Annotated in this window: 24 protein-coding genes; 16 read left to right on the top strand and 8 right to left on the bottom strand. The window is 51.8% G+C overall.

Annotated elements, in window-relative coordinates; all coding sequences use genetic code 11:
• Positions 1-269: 269 nt before the first annotated feature.
• Both rpoH and livJ read left to right on the top strand, forming a co-directional pair.
• On the top strand, positions 270-1,124 hold the full coding sequence (rpoH, locus tag FDW94_RS22315) for an RNA polymerase sigma factor RpoH (RefSeq protein WP_003023425.1): 855 nt from the start codon (positions 270-272) through the stop codon (positions 1,122-1,124).
• Between the two features lie 320 nt (positions 1,125-1,444).
• A complete protein-coding gene (gene livJ / locus FDW94_RS22310; RefSeq protein ID WP_139153507.1) occupies positions 1,445-2,548 on the top strand; it encodes a branched chain amino acid ABC transporter substrate-binding protein LivJ in 1,104 nt (367 codons plus the stop codon).
• Positions 2,549-2,743: 195 nt separating this feature from the next.
• On the opposite strand, the gene panM is transcribed toward livJ, so the two are convergent.
• On the bottom strand, positions 2,744-3,127 hold the full coding sequence (gene panM, locus FDW94_RS22305) for an aspartate 1-decarboxylase autocleavage activator PanM (RefSeq protein WP_137378294.1): 384 nt from the start codon (positions 3,125-3,127) through the stop codon (positions 2,744-2,746).
• A gap of 423 nt (positions 3,128-3,550) precedes the next feature.
• Between panM and livK the strand changes: the two genes are divergently transcribed.
• The 11 genes from livK (at position 3,551) to ugpQ (ending at position 14,017) form a co-directional block, all read left to right on the top strand.
• Entirely contained in the window at positions 3,551-4,660 is a 1,110-nt protein-coding gene (gene livK, locus FDW94_RS22300; protein ID WP_003023433.1) for a high-affinity branched-chain amino acid ABC transporter substrate-binding protein LivK, read from the top strand.
• Positions 4,661-4,721: 61 nt separating this feature from the next.
• The gene (livH, locus tag FDW94_RS22295) at positions 4,722-5,648 is read left to right on the top strand and encodes a high-affinity branched-chain amino acid ABC transporter permease LivH (protein WP_003827575.1); all 927 of its coding nucleotides are present in this window, start codon (positions 4,722-4,724) and stop codon (positions 5,646-5,648) included.
• Complete coding sequence (livM, locus tag FDW94_RS22290) at positions 5,645-6,922, top strand: branched chain amino acid ABC transporter permease LivM (RefSeq protein WP_048215381.1); 1,278 nt, start codon at positions 5,645-5,647, stop codon at positions 6,920-6,922. Before livH ends, livM begins: the two co-directional genes overlap by 4 nt.
• Positions 6,919-7,686: a high-affinity branched-chain amino acid ABC transporter ATP-binding protein LivG gene (livG, locus tag FDW94_RS22285; RefSeq protein ID WP_003827578.1), complete on the top strand. Its 768-nt coding sequence runs from the start codon at positions 6,919-6,921 to the stop codon at positions 7,684-7,686. Before livM ends, livG begins: the two co-directional genes overlap by 4 nt.
• Before the next feature lie 17 nt (positions 7,687-7,703).
• Positions 7,704-8,417 (top strand): high-affinity branched-chain amino acid ABC transporter ATP-binding protein LivF, encoded by a 714-nt coding sequence (livF, locus tag FDW94_RS22280; protein ID WP_003827581.1) that lies wholly within the window; start codon positions 7,704-7,706, stop codon positions 8,415-8,417.
• 101 nt (positions 8,418-8,518) lie between these two features.
• Entirely contained in the window at positions 8,519-8,800 is a 282-nt protein-coding gene (locus FDW94_RS22275) for a hypothetical protein (RefSeq protein WP_003827582.1), read from the top strand.
• 247 nt (positions 8,801-9,047) lie between these two features.
• Positions 9,048-10,364: a sn-glycerol-3-phosphate ABC transporter substrate-binding protein UgpB gene (ugpB, locus tag FDW94_RS22270; protein ID WP_003827583.1), complete on the top strand. Its 1,317-nt coding sequence runs from the start codon at positions 9,048-9,050 to the stop codon at positions 10,362-10,364.
• 110 nt (positions 10,365-10,474) lie between these two features.
• Positions 10,475-11,362: a sn-glycerol-3-phosphate ABC transporter permease UgpA gene (ugpA, locus tag FDW94_RS22265; RefSeq protein WP_003837841.1), complete on the top strand. Its 888-nt coding sequence runs from the start codon at positions 10,475-10,477 to the stop codon at positions 11,360-11,362.
• A complete protein-coding gene (ugpE, locus tag FDW94_RS22260) occupies positions 11,359-12,204 on the top strand; it encodes a sn-glycerol-3-phosphate ABC transporter permease UgpE (RefSeq protein ID WP_003023450.1) in 846 nt (281 codons plus the stop codon). Before ugpA ends, ugpE begins: the two co-directional genes overlap by 4 nt.
• Positions 12,205-12,206: 2 nt before the next feature.
• Positions 12,207-13,277, top strand: a complete 1,071-nt coding sequence (locus tag FDW94_RS22255; protein WP_137378272.1) for a sn-glycerol-3-phosphate import ATP-binding protein UgpC — start codon at positions 12,207-12,209, stop codon at positions 13,275-13,277.
• Positions 13,274-14,017, top strand: a complete 744-nt coding sequence (gene ugpQ / locus FDW94_RS22250) for a glycerophosphodiester phosphodiesterase (RefSeq protein ID WP_137378271.1) — start codon at positions 13,274-13,276, stop codon at positions 14,015-14,017. The genes FDW94_RS22255 and ugpQ overlap by 4 nt, the downstream gene beginning before the upstream one ends.
• Here the strand turns inward: ugpQ and FDW94_RS22245 are convergent.
• Positions 14,014-14,454, bottom strand: a complete 441-nt coding sequence (locus FDW94_RS22245) for a DUF2756 family protein (protein ID WP_057067170.1) — start codon at positions 14,452-14,454, stop codon at positions 14,014-14,016. The two genes, ugpQ and FDW94_RS22245, sit on opposite strands and share 4 nt — an antisense overlap.
• A gap of 118 nt (positions 14,455-14,572) precedes the next feature.
• On the opposite strand from FDW94_RS22245, the gene ggt reads away from it, so the two are divergent.
• Entirely contained in the window at positions 14,573-16,318 is a 1,746-nt protein-coding gene (gene ggt, locus FDW94_RS22240; RefSeq protein ID WP_170974262.1) for a gamma-glutamyltransferase, read from the top strand.
• Positions 16,319-16,362: 44 nt separating this feature from the next.
• Here the strand turns inward: ggt and FDW94_RS22235 are convergent, their stop codons facing one another.
• The 6 genes from FDW94_RS22235 to yhhY all read right to left on the bottom strand — a co-directional run bounded on the left by FDW94_RS22235 (position 16,363) and on the right by yhhY (position 22,155).
• On the bottom strand, positions 16,363-17,397 hold the full coding sequence (locus tag FDW94_RS22235; protein ID WP_003827595.1) for a phosphotriesterase: 1,035 nt from the start codon (positions 17,395-17,397) through the stop codon (positions 16,363-16,365).
• Entirely contained in the window at positions 17,394-18,365 is a 972-nt protein-coding gene (locus tag FDW94_RS22230; protein ID WP_111464607.1) for a DMT family transporter, read from the bottom strand. The genes FDW94_RS22235 and FDW94_RS22230 overlap by 4 nt, the downstream gene beginning before the upstream one ends.
• A 53-nt stretch (positions 18,366-18,418) precedes the next feature.
• Positions 18,419-19,180, bottom strand: a complete 762-nt coding sequence (locus tag FDW94_RS22225) for a glutamine amidotransferase (protein WP_079934301.1) — start codon at positions 19,178-19,180, stop codon at positions 18,419-18,421.
• A gap of 15 nt (positions 19,181-19,195) precedes the next feature.
• The gene (locus FDW94_RS22220; protein WP_079934300.1) at positions 19,196-20,410 is read right to left on the bottom strand and encodes a PfkB family carbohydrate kinase; all 1,215 of its coding nucleotides are present in this window, start codon (positions 20,408-20,410) and stop codon (positions 19,196-19,198) included.
• 325 nt (positions 20,411-20,735) lie between these two features.
• Complete coding sequence (locus tag FDW94_RS22215; protein WP_137378270.1) at positions 20,736-21,620, bottom strand: hypothetical protein; 885 nt, start codon at positions 21,618-21,620, stop codon at positions 20,736-20,738.
• Positions 21,621-21,666: 46 nt separating this feature from the next.
• Positions 21,667-22,155 carry an N-acetyltransferase gene (yhhY, locus tag FDW94_RS22210; RefSeq protein ID WP_137378269.1) on the bottom strand — a complete coding sequence of 163 codons (489 nt, stop codon included), beginning with the start codon at positions 22,153-22,155 and terminating at the stop codon, positions 21,667-21,669.
• 470 nt (positions 22,156-22,625) lie between these two features.
• On the opposite strand from yhhY, the gene FDW94_RS22205 reads away from it, so the two are divergent.
• A complete protein-coding gene (locus FDW94_RS22205) occupies positions 22,626-23,663 on the top strand; it encodes an oxidoreductase (RefSeq protein WP_071446689.1) in 1,038 nt (345 codons plus the stop codon).
• A gap of 123 nt (positions 23,664-23,786) precedes the next feature.
• Positions 23,787-24,482, top strand: a complete 696-nt coding sequence (gene yhhW / locus FDW94_RS22200) for a quercetin 2,3-dioxygenase (protein WP_003023472.1) — start codon at positions 23,787-23,789, stop codon at positions 24,480-24,482.
• Positions 24,483-24,576 lie beyond the last annotated feature (94 nt).

The raw sequence follows: 24,576 nt of genomic DNA, 5'->3' as shown, positions 1-24,576 counted from the left end.
AATCTCTGGTATAATCTTTCCCTGCACTGAGTAGTTCGCTCTGCAGGGAAAGAGTCCCTGTGATCTCTTCCCGGCGTATTCATTGTGATGTCACATTTTGTGCGTAATCTATACACATTACGACATGGAACTTGTGGATAAAATCACTGTCTGATAAAAGATTGAATGATATTCTCGTTGCTCATAAGCTCTGGCATGGTTGTTGCTACTGGTTTTTTGTTAATTAGTTTTTAGCCAATGCGCCAGATGAAAAGATTGAGAGGATTTGAATGACCAAAGAAATGCAAAATTTAGCTTTAGCCCCTGTTGGTAACCTGGAATCTTACATCCGGGCTGCGAACGCGTGGCCGATGTTGTCGGCTGACGAGGAGCGGGCACTGGCTGAAAAGCTGCATTACCAGGGCGATCTGGAAGCAGCTAAAACGCTGATCCTGTCTCACCTGCGCTTTGTTGTTCATGTTGCTCGTAATTATGCGGGCTATGGCCTGCCGCAGGCGGATCTGATTCAGGAAGGTAATATCGGCCTGATGAAAGCTGTGCGCCGTTTCAACCCGGAAGTGGGTGTGCGCCTGGTTTCCTTCGCCGTGCATTGGATCAAAGCTGAGATCCACGAATACGTTCTGCGTAACTGGCGTATCGTTAAAGTTGCGACCACCAAAGCACAGCGTAAGCTGTTCTTTAACCTGCGTAAAACCAAACAGCGTCTGGGCTGGTTTAACCAGGACGAAGTTGAAATGGTTGCTCGCGAGCTGGGTGTTTCCAGCAAAGACGTGCGCGAAATGGAATCCCGTATGGCGGCACAGGACATGACGTTTGACATGTCTTCAGACGATGAGTCTGACAGCCAGCCGATGGCCCCGGTGCTGTATCTGCAGGATAAATCTTCTAACTTTGCCGACGGCATTGAAGAAGATAACTGGGAAGATCAGGCCGCGAACAAACTGACCCACGCAATGGAAGGTCTGGACGAGCGTAGCCAGGACATCATTCGTGCCCGTTGGCTGGACGAAGACAACAAGTCGACGTTGCAGGAACTGGCCGATCGCTACGGCGTTTCCGCTGAACGTGTTCGTCAGCTTGAAAAGAACGCCATGAAAAAACTGCGCGCGGCGATCGAAGCGTAATCTTCGCGCATTGCCAATGAACCCTCGAATGTGAATTCGGGGGTTTTGTTTTTTGTAGGCCGGATAAGGCGTTTACGCTGCCATCCGGCAACACCTTTGCCCGATGGCGCTTTGCTTATCGGGCCTACGACCTTTCCTCCCCTCCCCAGATACGAATTTGTTATCTGGATGTAAATTTAGCTATTCCAAAATAATAAAAATCGGGTATGTTTTAGCAGAGTATGCTGCTAAAGCACGGGTGGCTATCCAATAATCGAAATAAAGTGCTGAACAACAACATCACAACACACGTAATAACCACAATAATGGGGATTGTCAGGATGAATATGAAGGGTAAAGCGTTATTGGCAGGATGTATCGCCCTGTCTTTGAGCAATATGGCGTTTGCTAAGGATATTAAAGTTGCCGTCGTCGGCGCGATGTCCGGTCCGGTAGCGCAGTATGGCGATCAGGAATTTACTGGCGCAGAGCAGGCGATTGCAGATATCAACGCCAAAGGCGGCGTGAAAGGCGACAAACTGGTCATGGTGAAATATGACGATGCCTGTGACCCGAAACAAGCGGTAGCGGTAGCTAACAAAGTGGTCAACGACGGGATTAAATATGTTATCGGCCACCTGTGCTCGTCTTCCACTCAGCCTGCGTCAGATATCTATGAAGACGAAGGCATTCTGATGATCACCCCAGCGGCAACGGCGCCTGAGCTGACCGCGCGCGGTTATAACCTGGTGATGCGTACCACCGGTCTGGATTCCGATCAGGGACCAACCGCTGCCAAATATATCGTTGAAAAAGTGAAGCCGAAGCGCATTGCGATCGTTCACGACAAACAACAGTACGGCGAAGGCCTGGCGCGTTCCGTGCAGGACAACCTCAAGAAAGCCAACGCTGACGTGGTGTTCTTCGACGGGATCACCGCTGGCGAGAAAGATTTCTCTACGCTGGTGGCGCGTCTGAAGAAAGAGAATATCGATTTCGTTTACTACGGTGGTTACCACCCGGAAATGGGACAGATTCTGCGCCAGGCACGCGCTGCGGGTCTGAAAACCCAGTTTATGGGACCAGAAGGGGTAGCGAACGTGTCGTTGTCTAACATCGCGGGTGAGTCTGCAGAAGGCTTACTGGTAACGAAACCGAAGAACTACGATCAGGTTCCGGCGAACAAACCGATCGTGGACGCGATAAAAGCAAAGAAACAGGATCCGAGCGGCGCATTCGTATGGACCACCTACGCCGCGCTGCAATCCTTGCAGGCAGGTCTGAACCAGTCTGACGACCCGGCTGAAATTGCCAAATACCTGAAAGCAAACTCAGTGGAAACCGTAATGGGGCCGCTGTCATGGGATGCGAAGGGCGATCTGAAAGGCTTCGAATTCGGCGTGTTTGACTGGCATGCAAACGGGACGGCGACCGACGCCAAATAATTTTCCTGGCGCCTTTCGCGCTGCAAATGCGTTGGCTACGTTATTCAACCCCGGTCACTTACTTATGTAAGCTCCCGGGGACTTCATAACTTGCCGCCTTCCTGCAACGTGAAATTCTTGGAAAATTGCGAGGTGGTTTTTTATTTTTTGCTCCCAGCATGTAGGCCGGATAAGCGTCAGCGCCATCCGGCTTTTTTATCTTTTTTCCCAGCCATTCTCCTGGGCTGTAAACCCTAACGCCTGCATAAACGCGGCCATCACGCTGCGGTTTTCAACGCTGACGTCGGCCATCCACCATGAACTCACGTCAGGGTTTTCCCGGATGACTTCTTCGATCAAATACTGCCCGACGCCGCGACGGCGGGTGATATCGCGTACGCGCAATGAATCTAATGCACCTTGCGTGCCGCTCAGGGTTACGCGAACTGCGCCTAACAGACGCTCGTTAAAGCGTGCGGCGTAGATCCGGTGCGTTTCATCTACGCTTAACGATGAGGCGGAATATTCCGGCCAGATTTTGCCCAGATCAATCTGGTCCTGGTCGCTAAAGTTATCTAAACGAACGATGGTCAGCTTCATTAACAGCATGTCCAAATCACAAAAGATGGAATGAGTGTACCGAAATAATTCGCCCGGATGCTTTCTCTTTTTTATGTGAATAACCAGATTAATAATTTTGTAACAACGGTAATGACAGTTTGAAACCGTAGAGATTGAAAAACAGGCAGAATAATACCCTGGAATGCAGCATTTTATTCGGCTCTTTGTACCGTTATTTTATGCTGACAAACGTGCTTTTTTTTGTTTATCTATAGTGAAAAGCAGAATATTATCTTTTCTTAATCGACTGAAAAATAGAGATTTTAGCCTGATTTTGCTTAAAAAACTGCGCTAAACCATTAATGAGACTGGTAAAAATAGTGCAGTTCAAAAAAAGCACAGACTGCTTTTTAACCACATAAATACAAAATATTAATTACGTCACGAATGGGGATTCAGGTAATGAAACGGAATGCGAAAACAATCATCGCAGGGGTGATAGCACTGGCAATGTCACACGCGGTCATGGCGGAAGATATCAAGGTCGCTGTTGTCGGCGCGATGTCCGGTCCGGTCGCGCAGTGGGGCGATATGGAATTTAATGGCGCACGTCAGGCCATTAAAGATATCAATGCCAAAGGCGGGGTCAAAGGCGACAAACTGGTCGCTGTGGAATATGACGATGCCTGCGATCCGAAACAGGCCGTTGCGGTAGCGAACAAAATCGTCAATGACGGCATTCAGTACGTTATTGGACATCTGTGCTCATCTTCCACGCAGCCCGCATCAGATATCTATGAAGATGAAGGCATTCTGATGATTTCTCCGGGTGCCACAAACCCGGAACTGACCCAGCGAGGTTACGCTCACATTATGCGTACAGCGGGCCTGGACTCCTCTCAGGGGCCGACCGCCGCGAAATACATTCTGGAGAAGGTGAAGCCACAGCGTATCGCCATCATTCACGATAAACAGCAATACGGTGAAGGTCTGGCGCGTTCGGTGCAGGACAGCCTGAAAGCGGGCAAAGCCAATATCGTTTTCTTTGACGGTATCACCGCCGGGGAAAAAGATTTTTCTGCGCTGATCGCTCGCCTGAAAAAAGAAAATATCGACTTTGTTTATTACGGCGGCTACTACCCGGAAATGGGGCAAATGTTGCGTCAGGCGCGTTCCGTCGGGCTGAAAACCCAGTTTATGGGACCCGAGGGCGTCGGCAATGCGTCGCTGTCTAACATCGCCGGTGATGCTGCTGAAGGCATGCTGGTAACCATGCCAAAACGCTATGACCAGGATCCGGCGAATAAGGCTATCGTCGATGCGCTCAAAGCTGACAAGAAAGATCCAACCGGACCATACGTGTGGATCACTTATGCAGCCGTCCAGTCATTGGCGACAGCAATGGATCGCAGCGGTAGTAAAGAGCCGCTGGACCTGGTGAAAGATCTGAAAGCACACGGGGCTGATACCGTGATTGGGCCGCTGAAATGGGACGAAAAAGGCGATTTGAAGGGATTTGAGTTTGGTGTCTTCCAGTGGCATGCAGACGGTTCTTCGACCGTCGCGAAGTAATACCTGAAGACGAGTTATCCCACCGCCCGTGCAAAACGGGCGGGTTTAAAAAGGTTACCTTATGTCCGAGCAGTTCCTCTATTTCTTGCAGCAGATGTTTAACGGCGTCACGCTGGGAAGCACCTACGCGCTGATCGCCATCGGTTACACGATGGTGTACGGCATTATCGGCATGATCAACTTCGCCCACGGCGAGGTGTATATGATCGGCAGCTATGTCTCCTTTATGATCATCGCAGCGCTAATGATGATGGGCATCGATTCCAGCTGGCTACTGGTCGCGGCGGGCTTCGTCGGCGCGATTGTCATTGCCAGCGCCTACGGCTGGAGCATTGAACGCGTGGCGTATCGGCCCGTGCGCAGCTCCAAGCGCCTGATCGCGCTGATTTCCGCTATCGGGATGTCCATCTTCCTGCAAAACTACGTCAGCCTGACGGAAGGTTCGCGCGACGTGGCGCTGCCCAGCCTGTTTAATGGCCAGTGGACTGTCGGCAGTAGCGATAACTTCTCTGCTTCCATCACCACCATGCAGTTGGTTATCTGGATCGTAACCTTCCTGGCGATGCTGGCGCTGACGCTGTTTATCCGTTACTCCCGTATGGGCCGCGCCTGCCGTGCCTGTGCCGAAGACCTGAAGATGGCCAGCCTGCTCGGCATTAACACCGATCGCGTGATTGCGTTGACCTTTGTGATTGGTGCGGCAATGGCGGCGGTAGCGGGTGTGCTGCTCGGTCAGTTCTATGGCGTAATTAACCCATACATCGGCTTTATGGCCGGGATGAAGGCCTTTACCGCGGCGGTACTGGGCGGCATCGGCAGCATTCCAGGGGCGATGATCGGCGGCCTGATTCTGGGCGTTGCGGAAGCGCTCTCCTCTGCTTATCTGAGTACCGAATACAAAGACGTCGTTTCATTCGCGCTGCTGATTCTGGTGCTGCTGGTGATGCCGACCGGTATTCTGGGTCGCCCGGAGGTAGAGAAAGTATGAAACCGATGCATTTTGCAATGGCGCTGCTCTCTGCCGCTATGTTCTTCGTCCTGGCGGGCGTTTTTATGGGCGTTCAGTTAGAGCTGGACGGTACCAAGCTGGTGGTCGATACCGCTGCGGATATCCGCTGGCAGTGGGTGTTTATCGGCACTGGCGTGGTCTTTCTTTTCCAACTGCTGCGTCCAGCCTTCCAGAAAGGCCTGAAGAGCGTCTCCGGACCAAAGTTTATTCTGCCGGCGATTGATGGCTCCACCGTTAAACAGAAGCTGTTCCTGGTGGCGCTGCTGGTGATTGCCGTGGCGTGGCCGTTTATGGTGTCACGCGGTACGGTGGATATCGCCACGCTGACGATGATTTATATCATCCTCGGCCTCGGCTTAAACGTGGTGGTAGGACTTTCGGGCCTGCTGGTGCTGGGCTACGGCGGCTTCTATGCCATCGGCGCTTACACCTTCGCGCTGCTGAACCACTATTACGGACTCGGCTTCTGGACTTGTCTGCCGCTGGCGGGACTGGTTTCCGCTGCTGCGGGCTTCCTGCTCGGCTTCCCGGTACTGCGCCTGCGCGGTGATTATCTGGCGATTGTGACCTTAGGCTTCGGCGAAATCGTCCGCATCCTGCTGCTCAACAACACCGAAGTAACCGGCGGTCCAAACGGTATTAGCCAGATCCCGAAACCGACCTTTTTCGGTCTGGAGTTCAGCCGTACCGCCCGTGAAGGCGGCTGGGATACCTTCAGCAACTTCTTTAACGTCAAGTACGATCCGTCTGACCGCGTCATTTTCCTCTATCTGGTGGCGCTGCTGCTGGTGGTCTTCTCGCTGTTTGTTATTAACCGTTTGCTGCGTATGCCGCTGGGTCGTGCGTGGGAAGCGCTGCGTGAAGATGAAATTGCCTGTCGCTCGCTGGGCTTAAACCCTACGCGCATCAAGCTGACAGCCTTTACCATCAGCGCCGCGTTTGCCGGTTTTGCCGGTACGCTGTTTGCCGCGCGCCAGGGCTTCGTCAGCCCGGAATCCTTCACCTTTGCCGAGTCGGCCTTTGTGCTGGCGATTGTGGTACTGGGCGGAATGGGCTCACAGTTTGCGGTGATCCTCGCAGCTATCCTGCTGGTGGTGTCACGCGAGCTGATGCGTGATTTCAACGAATACAGCATGTTAATGCTGGGTGGTTTAATGGTACTGATGATGATCTGGCGTCCGCAGGGCTTGTTGCCGATGACCCGTCCACAGTTGAAGCTGAAAAACGGGGAAGCAAAAGGAGAGCAGGCATGAGTCAGCCATTATTATCCGTTAACGGCCTGATGATGCGCTTCGGCGGTCTGCTGGCGGTAAACAACGTTGAACTGGAACTGCGACCGCAGGAGATTGTCTCGTTAATCGGCCCGAACGGTGCGGGGAAAACCACGGTCTTTAACTGTCTGACCGGTTTTTATAAGCCGACCGGCGGGACGATTAAGCTGCGCGACCAGCACCTGGAAGGGCTGCCGGGTCAGCAAATCGCGCGTATGGGCGTGGTACGTACTTTCCAGCACGTGCGTCTGTTTCGCGAAATGACGGTGATTGAAAACCTGCTGGTGGCGCAACATCAGCAACTGAAAACCGGCGTCTTCTCCGGCCTGTTGAAAACCCCGTCGTTCCGTCGCGCGCAGAGTGAAGCGTTGGATCGCGCTGCTACCTGGCTTGCGCGTATTGGCTTGCTGGAGCACGCCAACCGTCAGGCCAGTAACCTGGCCTATGGCGATCAGCGCCGTCTGGAAATTGCCCGCTGCATGGTGACCCAGCCGGAAATCCTGATGCTCGACGAACCCGCTGCTGGACTCAACCCGAAAGAGACCAAAGAGCTGGACGAGCTGATTGCTGAACTGCGTAACCATCACAACACCACCATTTTGTTGATTGAGCACGACATGAAGCTGGTGATGGGGATTTCCGACCGTATTTACGTGGTGAACCAGGGCACGCCGCTGGCAAATGGGACGCCGGAACAGATTCGTAATAACCCGGATGTTATCCGCGCCTATTTAGGTGAAGCATAATGGGGGCGAGGATTAATATGGATAAGGCGATGTTATCGTTCGACAAAGTCAACGCCCACTACGGCAAGATACAGGCGCTGCACGACGTCAGCTTGTATATCAACCAGGGTGAAATCGTTACTCTGATTGGTGCTAACGGCGCGGGAAAAACCACGCTGCTCGGCACATTGTGTGGCGACCCGCGAGCGACCAGCGGGCGAATCGTCTTTGATGGTAAAGACATTACCGACTGGCAGACGGCGAAAATCATGCGCGAAGCGGTAGCGATTGTGCCGGAAGGGCGTCGCGTGTTTTCCCGCATGACGGTGGAAGAGAACCTGGCGATGGGCGGCTTCTTTGCCGAAAAGGACCAGTTTCAGGAACGCATCAAATGGGTGTATGACCTGTTTCCCCGTCTGCATGAGCGTCGTATTCAGCGTGCGGGAACGATGTCCGGCGGTGAACAGCAGATGCTGGCGATAGGCCGTGCGCTGATGAGCCAGCCGAGGCTGCTGCTGCTTGATGAACCGTCGCTGGGTCTGGCGCCGATTATCATCCAGCAGATTTTTAACACCATCGAACAGCTGCGCGAGCAGGGGATGACCATCTTCCTCGTCGAACAGAACGCTAACCAGGCGCTGAAGCTCGCCGATCGCGGCTACGTGCTGGAAAACGGTCATGTGGTGCTGGAAGACACCGGTGATGCGTTACTGGCTAACGAAGCGGTGCGTAGCGCGTATCTGGGCGGTTAATCATTCTCTGAATAGACAAGGGGCCCGCTGTGGCCCCTTTTTATTGCTCTATGTTATTATTGAGAATAGTTATCAATAATAAAAATGAACATGGAGAAAGGATGATTCGTTCAGGTACCTGCATGATGATTGGCAGTTTGTTTTTGACGCTTTCACTAACCACCCAGGCCTCAACACCGCCAGCGTTTGACCCGCGCGATCCCGCTATCTGGGAAGAGAAACCGGACAACCCGTTAGCGCAATCGGATTCGCCCTGCGAAGTGTTTACCAGCTCGGTATGCCCAGGCTGGGATGATGATAAATCGGATATCCAACGTGAACGTGAGCGGCGAGAGCAGCAGCGTTTACAGAATGAATATGAGCGACGCTGGCGCAGAGATTAATCTTCCTTGCTGGAGCAGCAGATAACGCCATCCAGGCCGGAGAAGGTATAGCGATATCCGGCTTTGTTGTGCACCACCCCGCATTTTCCTGTCACTACGCTTTCACCGCCTTGCCATCTGTTTGTCGCCTTACTATCTTTTTTTTGTAATAAAAAAGTTATTTTTCTGTCATTCGAGCATGTCATGTTACCCCCGCGAGCATAAAACGCGTGATATCGCGCATCCGGCACAACAAGAGAGATAACCGATGATATCGTTACGACATACAGCTTTAGGACTGGCACTTAGCCTGGCATTTGCAGGTCAGGCACTGGCGGTCACCACTATCCCGTTCTGGCACTCAATGGAAGGCGAACTGGGTAAAGAAGTTGATTCACTGGCGCAACGTTTTAATGCAGCCAATCCCGACTACAAAATTGTTCCGCAGTACAAAGGCAACTACGAGCAGAGCCTGAGTGCAGGAATTGCCGCTTTCCGTACCGGAAACGCGCCTGCGCTGCTGCAGGTTTATGAAGTGGGTACGGCAACCATGATGGCCTCAAAAGCCATTAAACCGGTCTATGAAGTATTCAAAGAGGCTGGCATTAACTTCGATGAGTCTCAGTTCGTACCGACCGTTTCCGGTTACTACACCGACTCTAAAAGCGGACACTTGCTCTCCCAGCCGTTTAACAGCTCCACTCCGGTGCTGTACTACAACAAAGATGCCTTCAAAAAAGCCGGTTTAGACCCGGAGCAGCCGCCGAAAACCTGGCAGGATCTGGCGGAATATACCGCGAAGCTGAAAGCCGCAGGTATGAAGTGCGGTTACGCCAGCGGCTGGCAGGGATGGATTCAGATTGAAAACTTCAGCGCCTGGAACGGTCTGCCGGTAGCAACCAAAAACAATGGCTTTGACGGTACCGACGCGGTGCTGGAGTTCAATAAACCGGAACAGGTGAAACACATCGCTCTGCTGGAAGAGCTGAACAAAAAAGGTGATTTCAGCTACTTCGGGCGTAAGGACGAATCCACCGAGAAGTTCTACAACGGGGATTGTGCCATTACCACCGCCTCTTCCGGTTCTCTGGCTGACATCCGTCACTACGCTAAATTCAACTATGGCGTCGGGATGATGCCGTACGATGCTGATGTGAAGGGCGCGCCGCAGAATGCGATTATCGGTGGGGCCAGCCTGTGGGTGATGCAGGGTAAAGACAAAGCAACCTACGAAGGCGTGGCGCAGTTCCTCAACTTCCTGGCGAAGCCTGAAATTGCTGCCGAATGGCACCAGAAGACCGGCTATCTGCCGATCACCACCGCTGCCTACGACCTGACCCGTGAGCAGGGCTTCTATGAGAAGAACCCTGGGGCTGATATCGCCACCCGCCAGATGCTGAACAAGCCGCCGTTGCCGTTCACCAAAGGGCTGCGTCTGGGCAATATGCCGCAGATCCGCACTATTGTGGATGAAGAGCTGGAAAGCGTCTGGACCGGGAAGAAAACCCCGCAGCAGGCACTGGATGCCGCCGTTGAGCGTGGCAATCAGTTACTGCGCCGCTTTGAGCAATCGACCAAGTCTTAAGTGTATAAGTGCCTGATGGCGCTGCGCTTATCAGGCCTACAAGTTCGTAGTTTGTAGGCCGGATAAGGTGCTTGCACCGCCATCCGGCACCTTCCAGGAAAAGAACCTACATGTCTTCATCCCGTCCGGTATTCCGCTCGCGTTGGCTTCCCTATTTGTTGGTGGCTCCGCAGCTGGTTATCACCGTTATTTTCTTTATCTGGCCCGCCGGTGAAGCGCTGTGGTACTCGCTACAATCCGTTGATCCGTTTGGTCTTTCCAGCCAGTTTGTCGGACTGGAAAACTTTGTCGCGCTGTTTCATGACCCGTACTACCTCGACTCATTTTGGACCACCATTAAGTTCAGTACGTTAGTCACGGTAAGCGGTCTGCTGGTGTCGTTATTTTTTGCGGCGCTGGTGAATTACGTGGTGCGCGGCAGCCGTTTTTACCAGACGCTGATGCTGTTGCCCTATGCCGTCGCGCCTGCCGTCGCCGCCGTATTGTGGATCTTCCTGTTTAACCCAGGACGCGGGCTGATTACCCATTTTCTCGGTGAGTTTGGCTATGACTGGAACCATGCGCAAAACAGCGGTCAGGCAATGTTTCTGGTGGTGTTCGCGTCGGTCTGGAAGCAGATTAGTTACAACTTCCTGTTCTTCTTTGCCGCACTGCAGTCTATCCCGCGATCGCTGATCGAAGCTGCTGCGATTGATGGCGCAGGGCCGGTTCGCCGCTTCTTTAAGCTGGCGCTGCCGTTGATAGCCCCGGTCAGCTTCTTTCTGCTGGTGGTGAATCTGGTTTATGCCTTCTTTGATACCTTCCCGGTTATTGATGCCGCCACGGCGGGTGGGCCGGTGCAGGCGACGACCACGCTGATTTATAAGATCTACCGTGAAGGGTTTGTCGGGTTGGATCTGGCTTCTTCCGCCGCACAATCGGTGGTGCTGATGTTCCTGGTCATTATTTTGACGGTGGTGCAGTTCCGCTATGTGGAAAGTAAGGTGCGTTACCAATGATTGAGAACCGTCGTGGGCTGACAATATTCAGCCATGCCATGTTGATTATGGGGATCATGGTGATCCTGTTTCCGCTGTACGTCGCGTTTGTCGCGGCGACGCTGGACAACAAAGCGGTGTTTGAAACGCCGATGACGCTGGTTCCCGGCACGCAGTTGCTGGAGAACATGAAATACATCTGGGTCAACGGTGTGGGCGTCAACAGCGCGCCGTTCTGGTTGATGATGCTTAACAGCTTCATCATGGCGTTCAGTATTACGGTAGGGAAAATCACCGTCTCCATGCTCTCCGCATTCGCCATCGTCTGGTTCCGTTTTCCGCTGCGCAACCTGTTCTTCTGGATGATTTTTATCACCCTGATGCTGCCGGTTGAGGTGCGAATCTTCCCCACCGTGGAGGTTATCGCCAACCTGAAAATGCTCGACAGCTATGCGGGTCTGACGCTGCCGTTGATGGCATCGGCTACTGCGACCTTCCTGTTCCGACAGTTCTTTATGACCCTGCCGGATGAGCTGGTTGAGGCCGCGCGAATTGACGGTGCGTCACCGATGCGTTTTTTCCGCGATATCGTACTACCACTGTCAAAAACCAATCTGGCGGCGCTGTTCGTTATCACCTTTATCTACGGCTGGAACCAGTATTTGTGGCCGTTGTTAATTATTACCGACGTCAATTTGGGCACTGCGGTGGCGGGTATCAAAGGCATGATCGCCACCGGTGAAGGCACCACGCAGTGGAACCAGGTAATGGCTGCCATGCTACTGACGCTCATCCCTCCGGTAATCATCGTGTTAGCCATGCAGCGCGCCTTCGTACGCGGTCTGGTCGATAGTGAGAAATAAAAATGGCTGGTTTAAAACTACAGGCAGTAACCAAAAGCTGGGACGGCAAAACCCAGGTAATTAAACCGCTGACGCTGGACGTCGCGGACGGGGAATTTATCGTGATGGTTGGCCCATCCGGCTGCGGAAAGTCTACGCTGTTGCGGATGGTGGCCGGGCTGGAAGGGGTGAGCGGTGGCGATATCTGGATTGATAATAAACGCGTCACCGAGATGGAGCCGAAGGATCGCGGCATTGCGATGGTCTTTCAAAACTACGCGCTCTACCCGCATATGAGCGTGGAAGAAAACATGGCCTGGGGGCTGAAAATCCGCGGGATGGGCAAGGAGCACATTGCTGAACGGGTAAATGAGGCGGCGCGTATTCTCGAGCTGGGTGAGCTGCTCAAACGTCGTCCGCGCGAACTTTCTGGCGGTCAGCGCCAGCGCGTAGCGATGGGGCGAGCGATTGTGCGTGACCCAGCGGTATTCCTGTTCGATGAGCCGCTTTCTAACCTCGATGCCAAGCTGCGCGTGCAGATGCGTCTGGAGTTACAACATCTGCATCGCCGCCTGAAAACCACTTCGCTATATGTGACGCACGACCAGGTTGAAGCGATGACCCTCGCCCAACGGGTGATGGTGATGAACAAAGGCATTGCCGAGCAGATAGGTACACCGGTTGAGGTGTATGAAAAGCCTGCCAGCCGCTTTGTGGCGAGTTTTATCGGCAGCCCGGCGATGAACCTGCTGGACGGGTGCATCAGTACCTCGGGCACCCATTTTGAACTGGAGGGCGGCATGACGTTACCCATCGGCAGAAGCGCGAGAGAGTCTATTGGGCGTAAAATGACGTTGGGTATCCGCCCAGAGCATATTGCGCTAAGCTCGCAGGCCGAAGGCGGCGTGCCGTTGGTTGTTGATACACTGGAAATGCTGGGCGCAGATAACCTGGCACACGGACGCTGGGGCGAGCAAAAGCTGGTGGTGCGACTGGCGCATCAGCATCGCCCAACGGCAGGCAGCACGCTGTGGCTGCATCTGCCGGAAAATCATCTGCATCTTTTTGATGGCGAAACAGGACAACGCGTATGAGTAACTGGCCTTACCCCCATATTGTCGCCCATCGTGGCGGCGGTAAGCTGGCCCCGGAAAACACCCTGGCGGCGATCGACGTGGGGGCGCGATACGGGCATACCATGATCGAGTTTGACGCTAAATTGTCGAAAGACGGTGAGATCTTCTTACTGCATGATGACAACCTGGAGCGAACCAGCAACGGCTGGGGCGTGGCAGGCGAGCTGAACTGGCAGGATTTATTGCGCGTGGACGCCGGCGGCTGGTTTAGCGGTGAGTTTAAAGGTGAACCGCTGCCGCTGCTCTCGCAAGTGGCCGAGCGCTGCCGTCAGCACGGTATGATGGCGAATATTGAAATTAAACCCACAACCGGCACCGGAACGTTAACTGGCAAAGTCGTGGCGCTGGCCGCGCGGGAGCTGTGGGCGGGAATGACGCCGCCACTATTGTCATCCTTTGAAATTGATGCACTTGAAGCGGCGCAGCTGGCGGTACCTGAACTGCCGAGAGGCTTGCTGCTTGATGAATGGCGCGAGGACTGGCGCGAGCTGACCACGCGGCTTGGCTGCGTCTCTATTCATCTTAATCACAAACTGCTGGATAAAGCGCGTGTGGATGCGCTGCGCGATGCGGGGCTACGTATTCTGGTATATACCGTCAACCGACCCCAGCGCGCGGCGGAACTGCTGCGCTGGGGCGTGGACTGCATCTGTACCGATGCCATTGATACGATTGGTCCGGATTTCCAACCTTTTTAAGGCCCAATCGTTTTTAACGGAACGTTAGGCTGCGGCGTGCTGGAGGGCTTCAGCATGTCGCCGTTCTTTTTCTCTGACAGCATATGTTGCTTATTCAGAGAGCTGTCCGGGTTACGGGTTCCACTCAACATCCCACCGTTGCTGTTGGGCAGCATTTGCTGCTGGCTGGGATTCAACTCGCCTGGCTGAGACTGAAGGACCCGCTGGGAGTTGGTGTTAATTTGGTTTTCCAGATGCTGTTGCTGCATACGCGTCTGCGTTTGCAACTGTTGGTTGAGCATCCCTTTCTGCTGAATTTGCTGCGTTTGCATTTGGGTTTGCATACGCTGCTGACTCGGGATCTGATAACCGGGTTGGTTCGGGTTATTCATGGTGTTGATGGGCTGTGTAAAGCCTGCAAACGGCAACAGCATGGCTAAAAGTAAGAGTCGTTTCATCGCTTTTCTCCTCTCGGGGATCTCTTAAGTTTACTCCTTTCTCGCCGTTACGATGATTATTTCAGAGTTATGCACCAGGCTTAGTGGGGGCAGACCCCCATACATCTGGAGAATAACGATGATAAAACCGACGTTTTTACGCCGGGTAGCCATTGCTGCTCTGCTCTCAGGAAGTTGTTTTAGCGTTGCTGCCGCGCCGGCTGCGCCACCGCCGGTATCTTACGGAGTCGAGGAAGATGTGTTCCATCCCGTACGTGCTAAGCAAGGGATGGTGGCCTCTGTGGATGCTTTAGCTACCCAGGTTGGTGTGGACATTCTTAAACAGGGCGGGAATGCTGTTGATGCCGCCGTGGCCGTTGGCTATGCGCTGGCGGTGACGCATCCCCAGGCGGGCAATCTGGGCGGCGGTGGTTTTATGCTGCTGCGTACCAAAGACGGTAACACCACCGCGATCGATTTTCGTGAAATGGCGCCTGCTGGCGCGACCCGTGACATGTTCCTCGATGAGCAGGGCAACGCCGATGCGAAAAAGTCGCTGACGTCGCATCTGGCATCCGGTACGCCGGGTACAGTGGCGGGTTTCTCGCTGGCGCTGGAGAAATACGGCACGATGCCGCTGAACAAAGTGGTGCGCCCGGCGATGAAGCTGGCGGAAGAGGGCTTTGTGGTTAATGACGCGCTGGCCGACGATCTGAAAACCTATGGCAGCGAAGTGCTCCCTAATCACGAGAACAGCAAAGCCATTTTCTGGAAGGACGGCGAGCCGCTGAAAAAGGGCTACAAGCTGGTGCAAAAGAATCTGGCGAAAAGCCTGGAAATGATTGCCGAGAATGGTCCGGATGCGTTTTATAAAGGGGCGATTGCCGATCAGATAGCCGGGGAAATGCAGAAGAACGGCGGGCTGATGACCAAAGAGGATTTAGCCAGCTATAAAGCCGTGGAGCGCACGCCGATCAGCGGTGACTATCGCGGGTATCAGGTCTTCTCCATGCCGCCGCCGTCCTCTGGCGGTATTCACATCGTGCAGATCCTCAATATTCTCGAAAACTTCGATATGAAGAAGTACGGATTTGGCAGCGCCGATGCTATGCAGGTTATGGCTGAAGCGGAGAAATATGCTTACGCCGACCGTTCAGAATATCTGGGCGACCCGGATTTTGTGAAAGTGCCGTGGCAAGCGCTGACCAACAAAGCCTATGCTAAAACGCTTGCCGATCAGATTGATATCAACAAGGCTAAGCCCTCCAGCCAGATCAAACCTGGCAAGCTCGCCCCGTATGAAAGCAACCAGACTACGCACTTCTCGGTAGTGGATAAAGACGGCAATGCCGTGGCGGTAACGTATACCCTGAATACCACCTTCGGGACCGGCATCGTGGCGGGTAACACCGGTATTCTGCTGAATAACGAAATGGATGATTTCTCCGCTAAGCCAGGCGTGCCGAACGTTTATGGACTGGTGGGCGGTGATGCCAACGCGGTTGGACCGAAGAAGCGTCCGCTGTCGTCGATGTCGCCGACTATCGTGGTAAAAGACGGGAAAACCTGGCTGGTTACCGGCAGCCCAGGTGGAAGCCGAATCATCACTACCGTACTGCAAATGGTGGTCAACAGCATTGATTTTGGGATGAACGTCGCCGAAGCGACCAACGCACCGCGCTTCCATCATCAATGGTTGCCGGATGAACTGCGCATCGAGAAGGGCTTCAGCCCGGATACAATCAAGCTGCTGGAGCAAAAAGGACAGAAAGTAGCGCTGAAAGAGGCGATGGGCAGCACGCAGAGCATTATGGTTGGACCGGATGGCGCACTGTATGGTGCTTCTGACCCGCGTTCCGTGGATGATTTAACGGCGGGGTACTGATTTTTGATTAATAGCCCGGTGTCAGGCACCGGGCGTTTTGTTGGCTATGCCGTGAGTAACCGCGCTGGATTATCAATACAGAGCTTGCGAAGAGTATCGTTGTCTACTCCACGGGCAGCCAGATAGGCGAGGAAAACATTCGGGACAAACCCCCAACCGTTCCCCCCATTTTTTGCCCACATCTGTTTGAGAAAAACATCATGGCTTAAAACTATCTGATCGGCGTAACCCAGTTCAATCAGATGAGCTACCGCATCTGCGGTCTCCTGAACGCCTGGGGCGATACCTTCTTTAGGGAAAGTGATGTCCAGGCCAATCATGTCAAATTCAAGCCATACGCCGCGGTCGAGCATTTTACGTTGATAGGCAACATCTTTTCCTGACGGGTCCGAGTGTGCCAGCGAAACTTTTGCCGGAGAGACGTTCATCTCTTCAAGGACAATATCCAGCACCTCATCACCCAGTCGCAGCCACCCTGGCATATGGATATTCATCGCCGTATGGGGATTATTACGTTGTGCCAGAGACGCTGCCCGCAGACTGTTACGCTCCGCTTGGGTAAATGCGGGTGACACGCCAATTTCACCGATCATACCGGCGCGAATATCTGTCTCGCCAATCCCTTGATTCAGTTCCTTATCAATCAGTGCGGCTAATGAATCGACAGGTTTATGGATCCTGGTGCTTTCAAACTTCTCCAGATAAGGTCCTGATGAAGCAACGATATTCAAACCGGTTTTTATTGCCACTTCCCGTAACGATGAAGCGTCCCGACCGATAGACTCAGAACCCGTCGCGTCGACAATCGTCCTGCCTCCTAGTGACATAAAATTATTGATTTCAAAGATGACATCATCAATCTCTTTTCTGTCCATGTTATCGGCGCAGCAGTATGGGTCGTGTTTCAGTCCCCACTGTAGGTCAGCACTGACTTTTTTTCCTACCAGTTGCTGTGAAAAAGCATAATGTGGTTCATCAACAACGGATGACAGATCGTTAAACAGATGCTCATGCGGGAGCGTTAGCCCCATATCAGTGTGCGCCACTGGGCCTGTCACGGTTTGCAGGAAACCTTTCATCCTGACACCTCCATTTTTTGCGCCATTTTGGATGCTCTGTATTCAGGAATGGTGGTAACAATTGCGCCCACTAACGCGAACAACGTGCCGATGATGGTGACCAGATAGACCGTATTGCCTAAGGATGGGATCAATTCATCAATCAATACCGACCCAAGCAACTGGCCTGCGGTAGATGCTACACCCAGCATTAGCAGACCTAAGCCTCTGACCAGAATCGCCATCAGCCCGATGGACAGCAGACCCAGCGGGCCACCGAGATACATCCACCACGTATCGGGTAACTGGACGGTGACATGGCCTAATGCGACACGTATTGCCAGTGCAGCGCCCAGCACACAAAAGCCGACAATGAAGTTCCAGGTAATGGAAACCAGCATAGAGCCCGTGGCCTCGGCAACTTTGGCATTTCCAGCAGGCTGCCAGCCAGCGAGTAATCCTGCCAAAAATGGAAGGATAGCGAGCAGGATAAAGGAGGTTGAATGCCATTGTGGCGACACGACAAAAATCGTGGCAATAACCGCGAACAATGCGCCAGCAACGCGCCATGGCGTAAAATATTTCTTCTCATCGACACCGACGCCAAATCGGTCGCACAGCAGGCCGGAAAGGAGCAGGGCGGAAATTAATGCAGTTTGAAAGGTGGCCACGCCCAACGCGCTGGCAGATGCGCCTTCAGAAAATACGACCATCGCACCGCATAATCCTGCAAACCAATTCCATAGCGGGATTTTTCTCTTTTTAATCAGCGTAGGGATCGAGGCGAATTGCTGGCGTGTTTCTTTGCGCGCAACAATAATAAAAAACATGACGACCAGACCGCTGGCAAACGAGATTACTGCGCAAGCATTACCGTCTTGTAACCAGTGTCCTAACTGCCCATTAACGGCAGACTGCATCGGGGAGAGCATACCGGCTAAGATGGTTGCAAGCATCAGTAAGGGAGTTGAGTACTTATTTTTGTTCATACATCAATCCTTGTATTTTATAAAAGGAGTAACTTTCGTTACTCCATTGTTTTTTATTTTCTGGCGATGAATTGAAGCGTGTTAACCCACAGGTCGGTATAAAACGGCCAGGACATAAATTGCTGTGTTCCCCAGTGTGGCGAACAGTCGCTCATGAAGCAGGCGGTTTTACCCTGTTGGTATTCACCGAACACTAACAGCGGGTCATTATTTATTGTTAAAACGACATCGGCATCTTCTCTGGCGACAACCTGGTTATATCCAAGAAATACCGGGTAGTCTGAGAATCCGTTAACGACAGGATGTTCCGGGGAGATAGCCTCAGCGTAGATACCCTCTGGTTTTTCTACCCGGTCATCGCCGTCAAGCATAATAACTGGCAAAACCTCGGCAAGAATGGTGTTCTTGTAATTAGCTTTGGCCTCAATGCCCATAAATGACAGATAACCGCCAATCATGAGCAGACCACCACCATTTCTGACATACTCTTTAATTGATTCCAGAGCATTTGGCTTTATTTTTAGCTGATAGAACGTCTCGTTTTGCAACAGGAACGTATTGCTTCCGATATCGCTAATGACAATGACATCATAACGGTTTAGTTCATCAATGCTTTCTGGAAATGCAATTTGCACGGTGTGAGCCGGCATATAATCAATTTCTACACCACCTTTCTTTAAGCATTCAAGCAACCATGTAGCACCTTCTTCATATTTACTGGAGGTAAAACTGTCATAGCCTTTTGAATGAATCATGTGAATATGCCAGGATTCTCCAATAAAGAGCACCTTTAGTTTTTTCTGCGTATTGTTCATAGTCTGCTCCTTGATTTAGTGAGTAGAGATAGTTTGTTTGTAATGTGAGCCCTGAATGCGATGAAGAACGGATTCGTTTTCTGGCATGTCAGAGGCATTCGGTGTTTCAACAGCAAGCGAGGCGAATGCGCTGGCGTAGCACAATGCAGATGCCAGTGATTTTCCTTTAGCAAGGCCAGACGCGAGTGCGCCATTGAAGGCATCGCCAGCGCCAGCAGTATTTTTTACAACAGCCGGAAATGCCGGAGAATAGATGAATTGCGTTCCGTCATAAGCGAGAGAACCTTTGCTACCCAATGTGATAATGGTATTTTTGACGCCTTTCTGATGAATAATCTTCGCTGCACATTTGGCTGATTCAATATCGTTGACGGACATGTTTGCCAGCAGACCAGCTTCAGTTTCATTTGGCGTAATATAATCGATATCATCAATGATGGTATTAACCATTTCATTATATGGCGCTGGATTGATAATGACCGGGATATCATTTTTCTGTGCGAGACGAATGGTTTGTTGAAGTGCCTCGTAATTTGTCTCCAGTTGTACGAGAACAATATCTGAATGAACGATGGCTTCTTTTTGTATGGTTATTTCATCAGGTGAAATTGTCATGTTAGCACCTGGATAGATAGCGATGACGTTATCCCCGGTATCTCCATTCACCATAATAGTCGCTGTACCTGTTTGTGTTTCTTTGGTCTGATAGATAACGCTGTTATGGATCTTTGATGAGTTTATAAAATTAATGGCGTAATCACTGAAATGGTCTGATCCTACTTTAGTAATAAAATGCACATCAGAATCGGCATAGCTTGCCGCTAATGCCTGATTGCATCCTTTACCTCCGGGCGAAAAAATAAATTTATCGGCAAGTAATGATTCGCCTGTCGAGGGTAGCCTCGGTAGGTAACTGATAATATCAACATTGAACGAGCCAATAACACATACATTATTCTTCATGGCAGAGAGACCTTTTTTTATTTTCTGCGCTGATTCATATTTTTCCAGCACATAAGCAATTTCGTTTTTTGCTACGTTATCAAGAGAGTCAAGGGTAATAAATGCACCACCATGACAGCGAGTGAGATATCCCTGCCCGGCAAGTTCATTGAGATCTGAGCGAATAGTTTCCTTTGTTACCTTGAGACTTTTCGCCAGATTTGAAACTTTTACAACTCCCGAAATACTGATTTCTTTCAATATTCTATGATGGCGTTCAAATTTCATTTTTTACCTCACCGTGGTTAAGTTAGTCCCAGGGGAAGTATATTGTTGTGATTGTCACCATAAAGTGATGGCAGAAACCAAAAAAAAACAAAAATGTAATATTAATATTATTAAAGTTACGAAAAATAGCGATTCAGATAGAAAGCTGAATAACCATATAATTCAGGTGGTTGTTAAGCCGGAACATGGCGGTGGGGGAAGGCGATAGGCTGTAATCAACAACTCTATGCCAGGACTGGATGGCGCTTCCGTTCTTGAATTTTTCGGTGGGATATAAAATAGATTGGCCTACAGCGTTCTGAAGGATGTAGGCCTGACCGGTAGGTTATGGTGCATATCGCTGCAGTGATTCGGACCAGCGGAATATTTGGCTGCTTTTATCCTGTAGGTTAACGCGCTCTAAGTCATAAAATCCGTGCGTCTTTGCCGAGCGCATTTTGAGAATGTACTTACTTTCGCTGATGTCGTGCTGCCTTGTGCCGTCTTTATTCCAGTCTCCGGCAATGTCTGAATAGTAATAAACAAGGTCAGAAAACACGTTGATTATTTTGCTGTCTTTGATGGTGTAGAGTTCCAGCACTTCATAAAATGCGCCGCCGCCGGAATACGCATCAGAGTATCCACCCCGCACCCCGAATGCCAGGGTATCGGGTGCTATCCGGTACGGTGCCAGATCCAGCTTTGTATAATAAGCCAGCGGTCTGACGGACTCATCATCGCTCTCTTTTTCAGCGGTTTTATTCCACTCTGAGAGCTGGTTTAACGGTTTTTCCGAGCGTGCAATCGGCACTAGCTGTTGGTTCTGCCAGGAAAAAACGCCGAGATATAATTTATTGGCGCGCCCGTTGCTGTAGTTTTCCGGGCAGGTGTAATCCGCGTATTTTTTTGCTTGCTCGGCGTCAGCCTTATTATCGGCAAAACAAGCAATGCCAATATATTTACCGTCTTTTCCCCAAGATTTAGCACCGGTCAGGATCAGGTTGTCAGGATCTTCATTCGGTGCAACCCATGCAATCCACTGCTTTTCAGATAAGCCCTGAGGAAGCTCACCAAATCCTTTCGCAGGGGTTGCTCCTGCCATTTGCTCAGCAAAAATCTGTTTACCTTCAGGATGTTGGATAGCACTGGCTACGGAATCGAGATTTTGTACGGTAGTGGCAAAAGCAGGGGATAGCGAGGCCAGCAAAACCAGGGGAAGAAACTTTTTCACTATTGCGTCCTTTCAATAAGCAGGGCGATAAGGCTCGCCCTTAAATTTATTTCACGCGCGCCATAAAGTAGGCATCAACATACTCACCGTTGCGCAGGCCGTATTTCTTACCGGTGCCTTCGATTTCAAAGCCGTACTTCTTATAGACTGCTACAGCAGGCTCATTATCAACAAATACCGTCAGCTCAATGCGCTCGACGCGCAGCCAGTTGTCGCACATGTCGATCATCGTACGAATCAGCGCGCTGGCAACGCCACGATTGTGCCACCTGCCATCCACGCAGATACCAAAATCGGCCACGTGGCTGCGGCGCGGGCGCTGCGCGACCTCAATACAGAGATGCCCCACGACGATATCATCAATGCAGGCAACCAGCTGTTTGACACCGGCTTGCTCGGTTAGCCGCGCTTGCCACATTTCGAGAGAAGGATGAGGAACCTGTAGCGTGTTGTGGTACACCTCCGGCTGGGCGTGGATCTGACGAATTGCGTCGTAATCTTTCGGTTCAGCGTGGCGTATCACCATCTCACTCATTCCTTATCTCCTGCAGGGTTAATTGTGCATTTACACTCGCTGAGAAAGAAAAATCCGTCAACTGCATTTTTTTGCAAAAAGAAGTAGACAAGTGCGAATGAGAATGATTATTATTGCTCTGCGTTCAGGGGAACCCCTACGGAGAACCTGAAAGCACGACATTGCTCACATTGCTTCCAGTATTACTTTAGCCAGCTTTTGCTGGCTTTTTTTTTGGCTGGGTTTCGGGCTAGTTTGCTTGCCAGCTTAATCCCGGGCTGTGCTCGCAATCCTCACGTACTCTGTGTACGCTCCGGTTGCTGCGCGCAGGCCGTGAATAATCTGCCTACGCCACTTACGCCCGATCTTTTGGCTGTATAATGCGGTAGGCCGGATAAGGCAACGCCGCATCCGGCACGATGACAGGATGGATTCAGTCTCCAGCCGCTTTGCGCTATGGTGTAGACAATCACCTTCAAAAGGATCGTCTCATGACCTTACACTGCGCATTTATTGGTTTTGGTAAAAGCACCACCCGCTACCATTTGCCGTACGTCCTCAACCGCAAAAATAGCTGGCACGTCGCGCACATTTTCCGCCGCAACGCCAGGCCGGAAGAGCAGGCGCCGCAGTATTCGCATATTCACTTCACCAGCGACCTCGACGAGATCTTAAACGATCCGCAGGTGAAACTGGTGATCGTCTGTACCCATGCTGACAGCCATTTTGAATATGCTAAACGCGCGCTGGAAGCGGGTAAAAATGTGCTGGTTGAGAAACCCTTCACGCCGACGCTTGCGCAAGCAAAAGAGCTGTTCGAACTGGCGCGAAGCAAAGGACTGACCGTTACGCCGTATCAGAATCGCCGTTTTGACTCCTGCTTCCTCACCGCGAAAAAAGCCATTGAGAGCGGCAAGCTCGGCAAGATTGTTGAGGTTGAAAGCCATTTCGATTACTACCGTCCTGAAGCAGAAACCAAGCCGGGACTGCCGCAGGACGGCGCGTTTTATGGTCTGGGCGTACACACCATGGATCAGATTATCTCGCTGTTCGGACGTCCCGATCATGTGGCCTACGATATCCGCAGCCTGCGCAACAAAGCGAACCCGGACGATACTTTTGAAGCGCAGCTGTTTTACGGCGACCTGAAAGCCATTGTTAAAACCAGTCATCTGGTGAAAATCGACTATCCGAAGTTTATCGTCCATGGCACCAAAGGCTCGTTTGTGAAGTACGGCATCGACCAGCAGGAAACCAGCCTGAAGGCTAATATCATGCCGGGTGAGCCAGGTTTCGCTGCTGATGATTCCATTGGGATGCTGGAGTACGTCAACGATGACGGCATCACGGTAAAAGAAGAGGTAAAGCCGGAAGTGGGGGATTACGGTCGCGTGTATGACGCGCTGTACCAGACGCTGACCACCGGTACGCCTAATTACGTCAAGGAATCTGAAGTTCTTACCAACCTGGAGATCCTCGAACGCGCCTTTGAACAGGCAACGCCTGCCACGATAACCCTCGCCAAATAGCCTGCACAGACTCCTCTGGGCTTGTTCATATTTTTTGAACAGAGGAGTCAATTTTCACCCTCTATGATCCCAGACGGATTGAGTCCACACTTACTCCATCGAAAACATCTGGGGGTGAACACAATGATCTACTTACGCAAAGCTAACGACCGTGGCCACGCTAATCATGGCTGGCTTGATTCCTGGCATACCTTCTCTTTTGCCAACTACTATGACCCGAACTTTATGGGGTTCTCGGCACTGCGCGTGATTAACGATGACGTGATCGATGCAGGTCAGGGATTTGGTACTCATCCCCATAAAGACATGGAAATCCTGACCTACGTGCTGGAAGGCGCGGTAGAGCATCAGGACAGCATGGGCAACAAAGAGCAGGTTCCGGCCGGTGAGTTTCAGATTATGAGCGCCGGGACGGGGATCCGTCACTCGGAGTACAACCCGAGCAATACTGAGAAGCTGCATCTGTATCAGATCTGGATCATGCCGCAGGAGAACGGTATTACACCGCGCTATGAACAGCGTCGTTTCGATGCCGCTCAGGGTAAACAACTGGTGCTGTCGCCGGATGCCCGTGATGGTTCACTGAAAGTGTACCAGGATATGGAGCTGTACCGTTGGGCACTGGTCAAAGATGAGCAGTCGGTGCATCAGATTGCCGCGGAACGCCGCGTTTGGATCCAGGTGGTAAAAGGCAACGTGACGATTAACGGCACCAAAGCGACCACCAGCGACGGTCTGGCAATCTGGGATGAACAGGCAATTTCTATTCATGCCGACAGCGACAGTGAAGTGTTACTGTTTGACCTGCCGCCAGTCTAAAAATACACGTCATCCTTCAAGCCGCATCTGTGTTGGCTTTATTACTCGGCCCATCCATAGGCCTCGCCCCTTCGGGGCCGCTGTATGCAGCGTT

The organism is Citrobacter sp. wls757 (assembly GCF_005280935.1).
GTDB lineage: Bacteria > Pseudomonadota > Gammaproteobacteria > Enterobacterales > Enterobacteriaceae > Citrobacter > Citrobacter portucalensis.
This window is presented reverse-complemented; position numbering and strand designations above follow the sequence as displayed.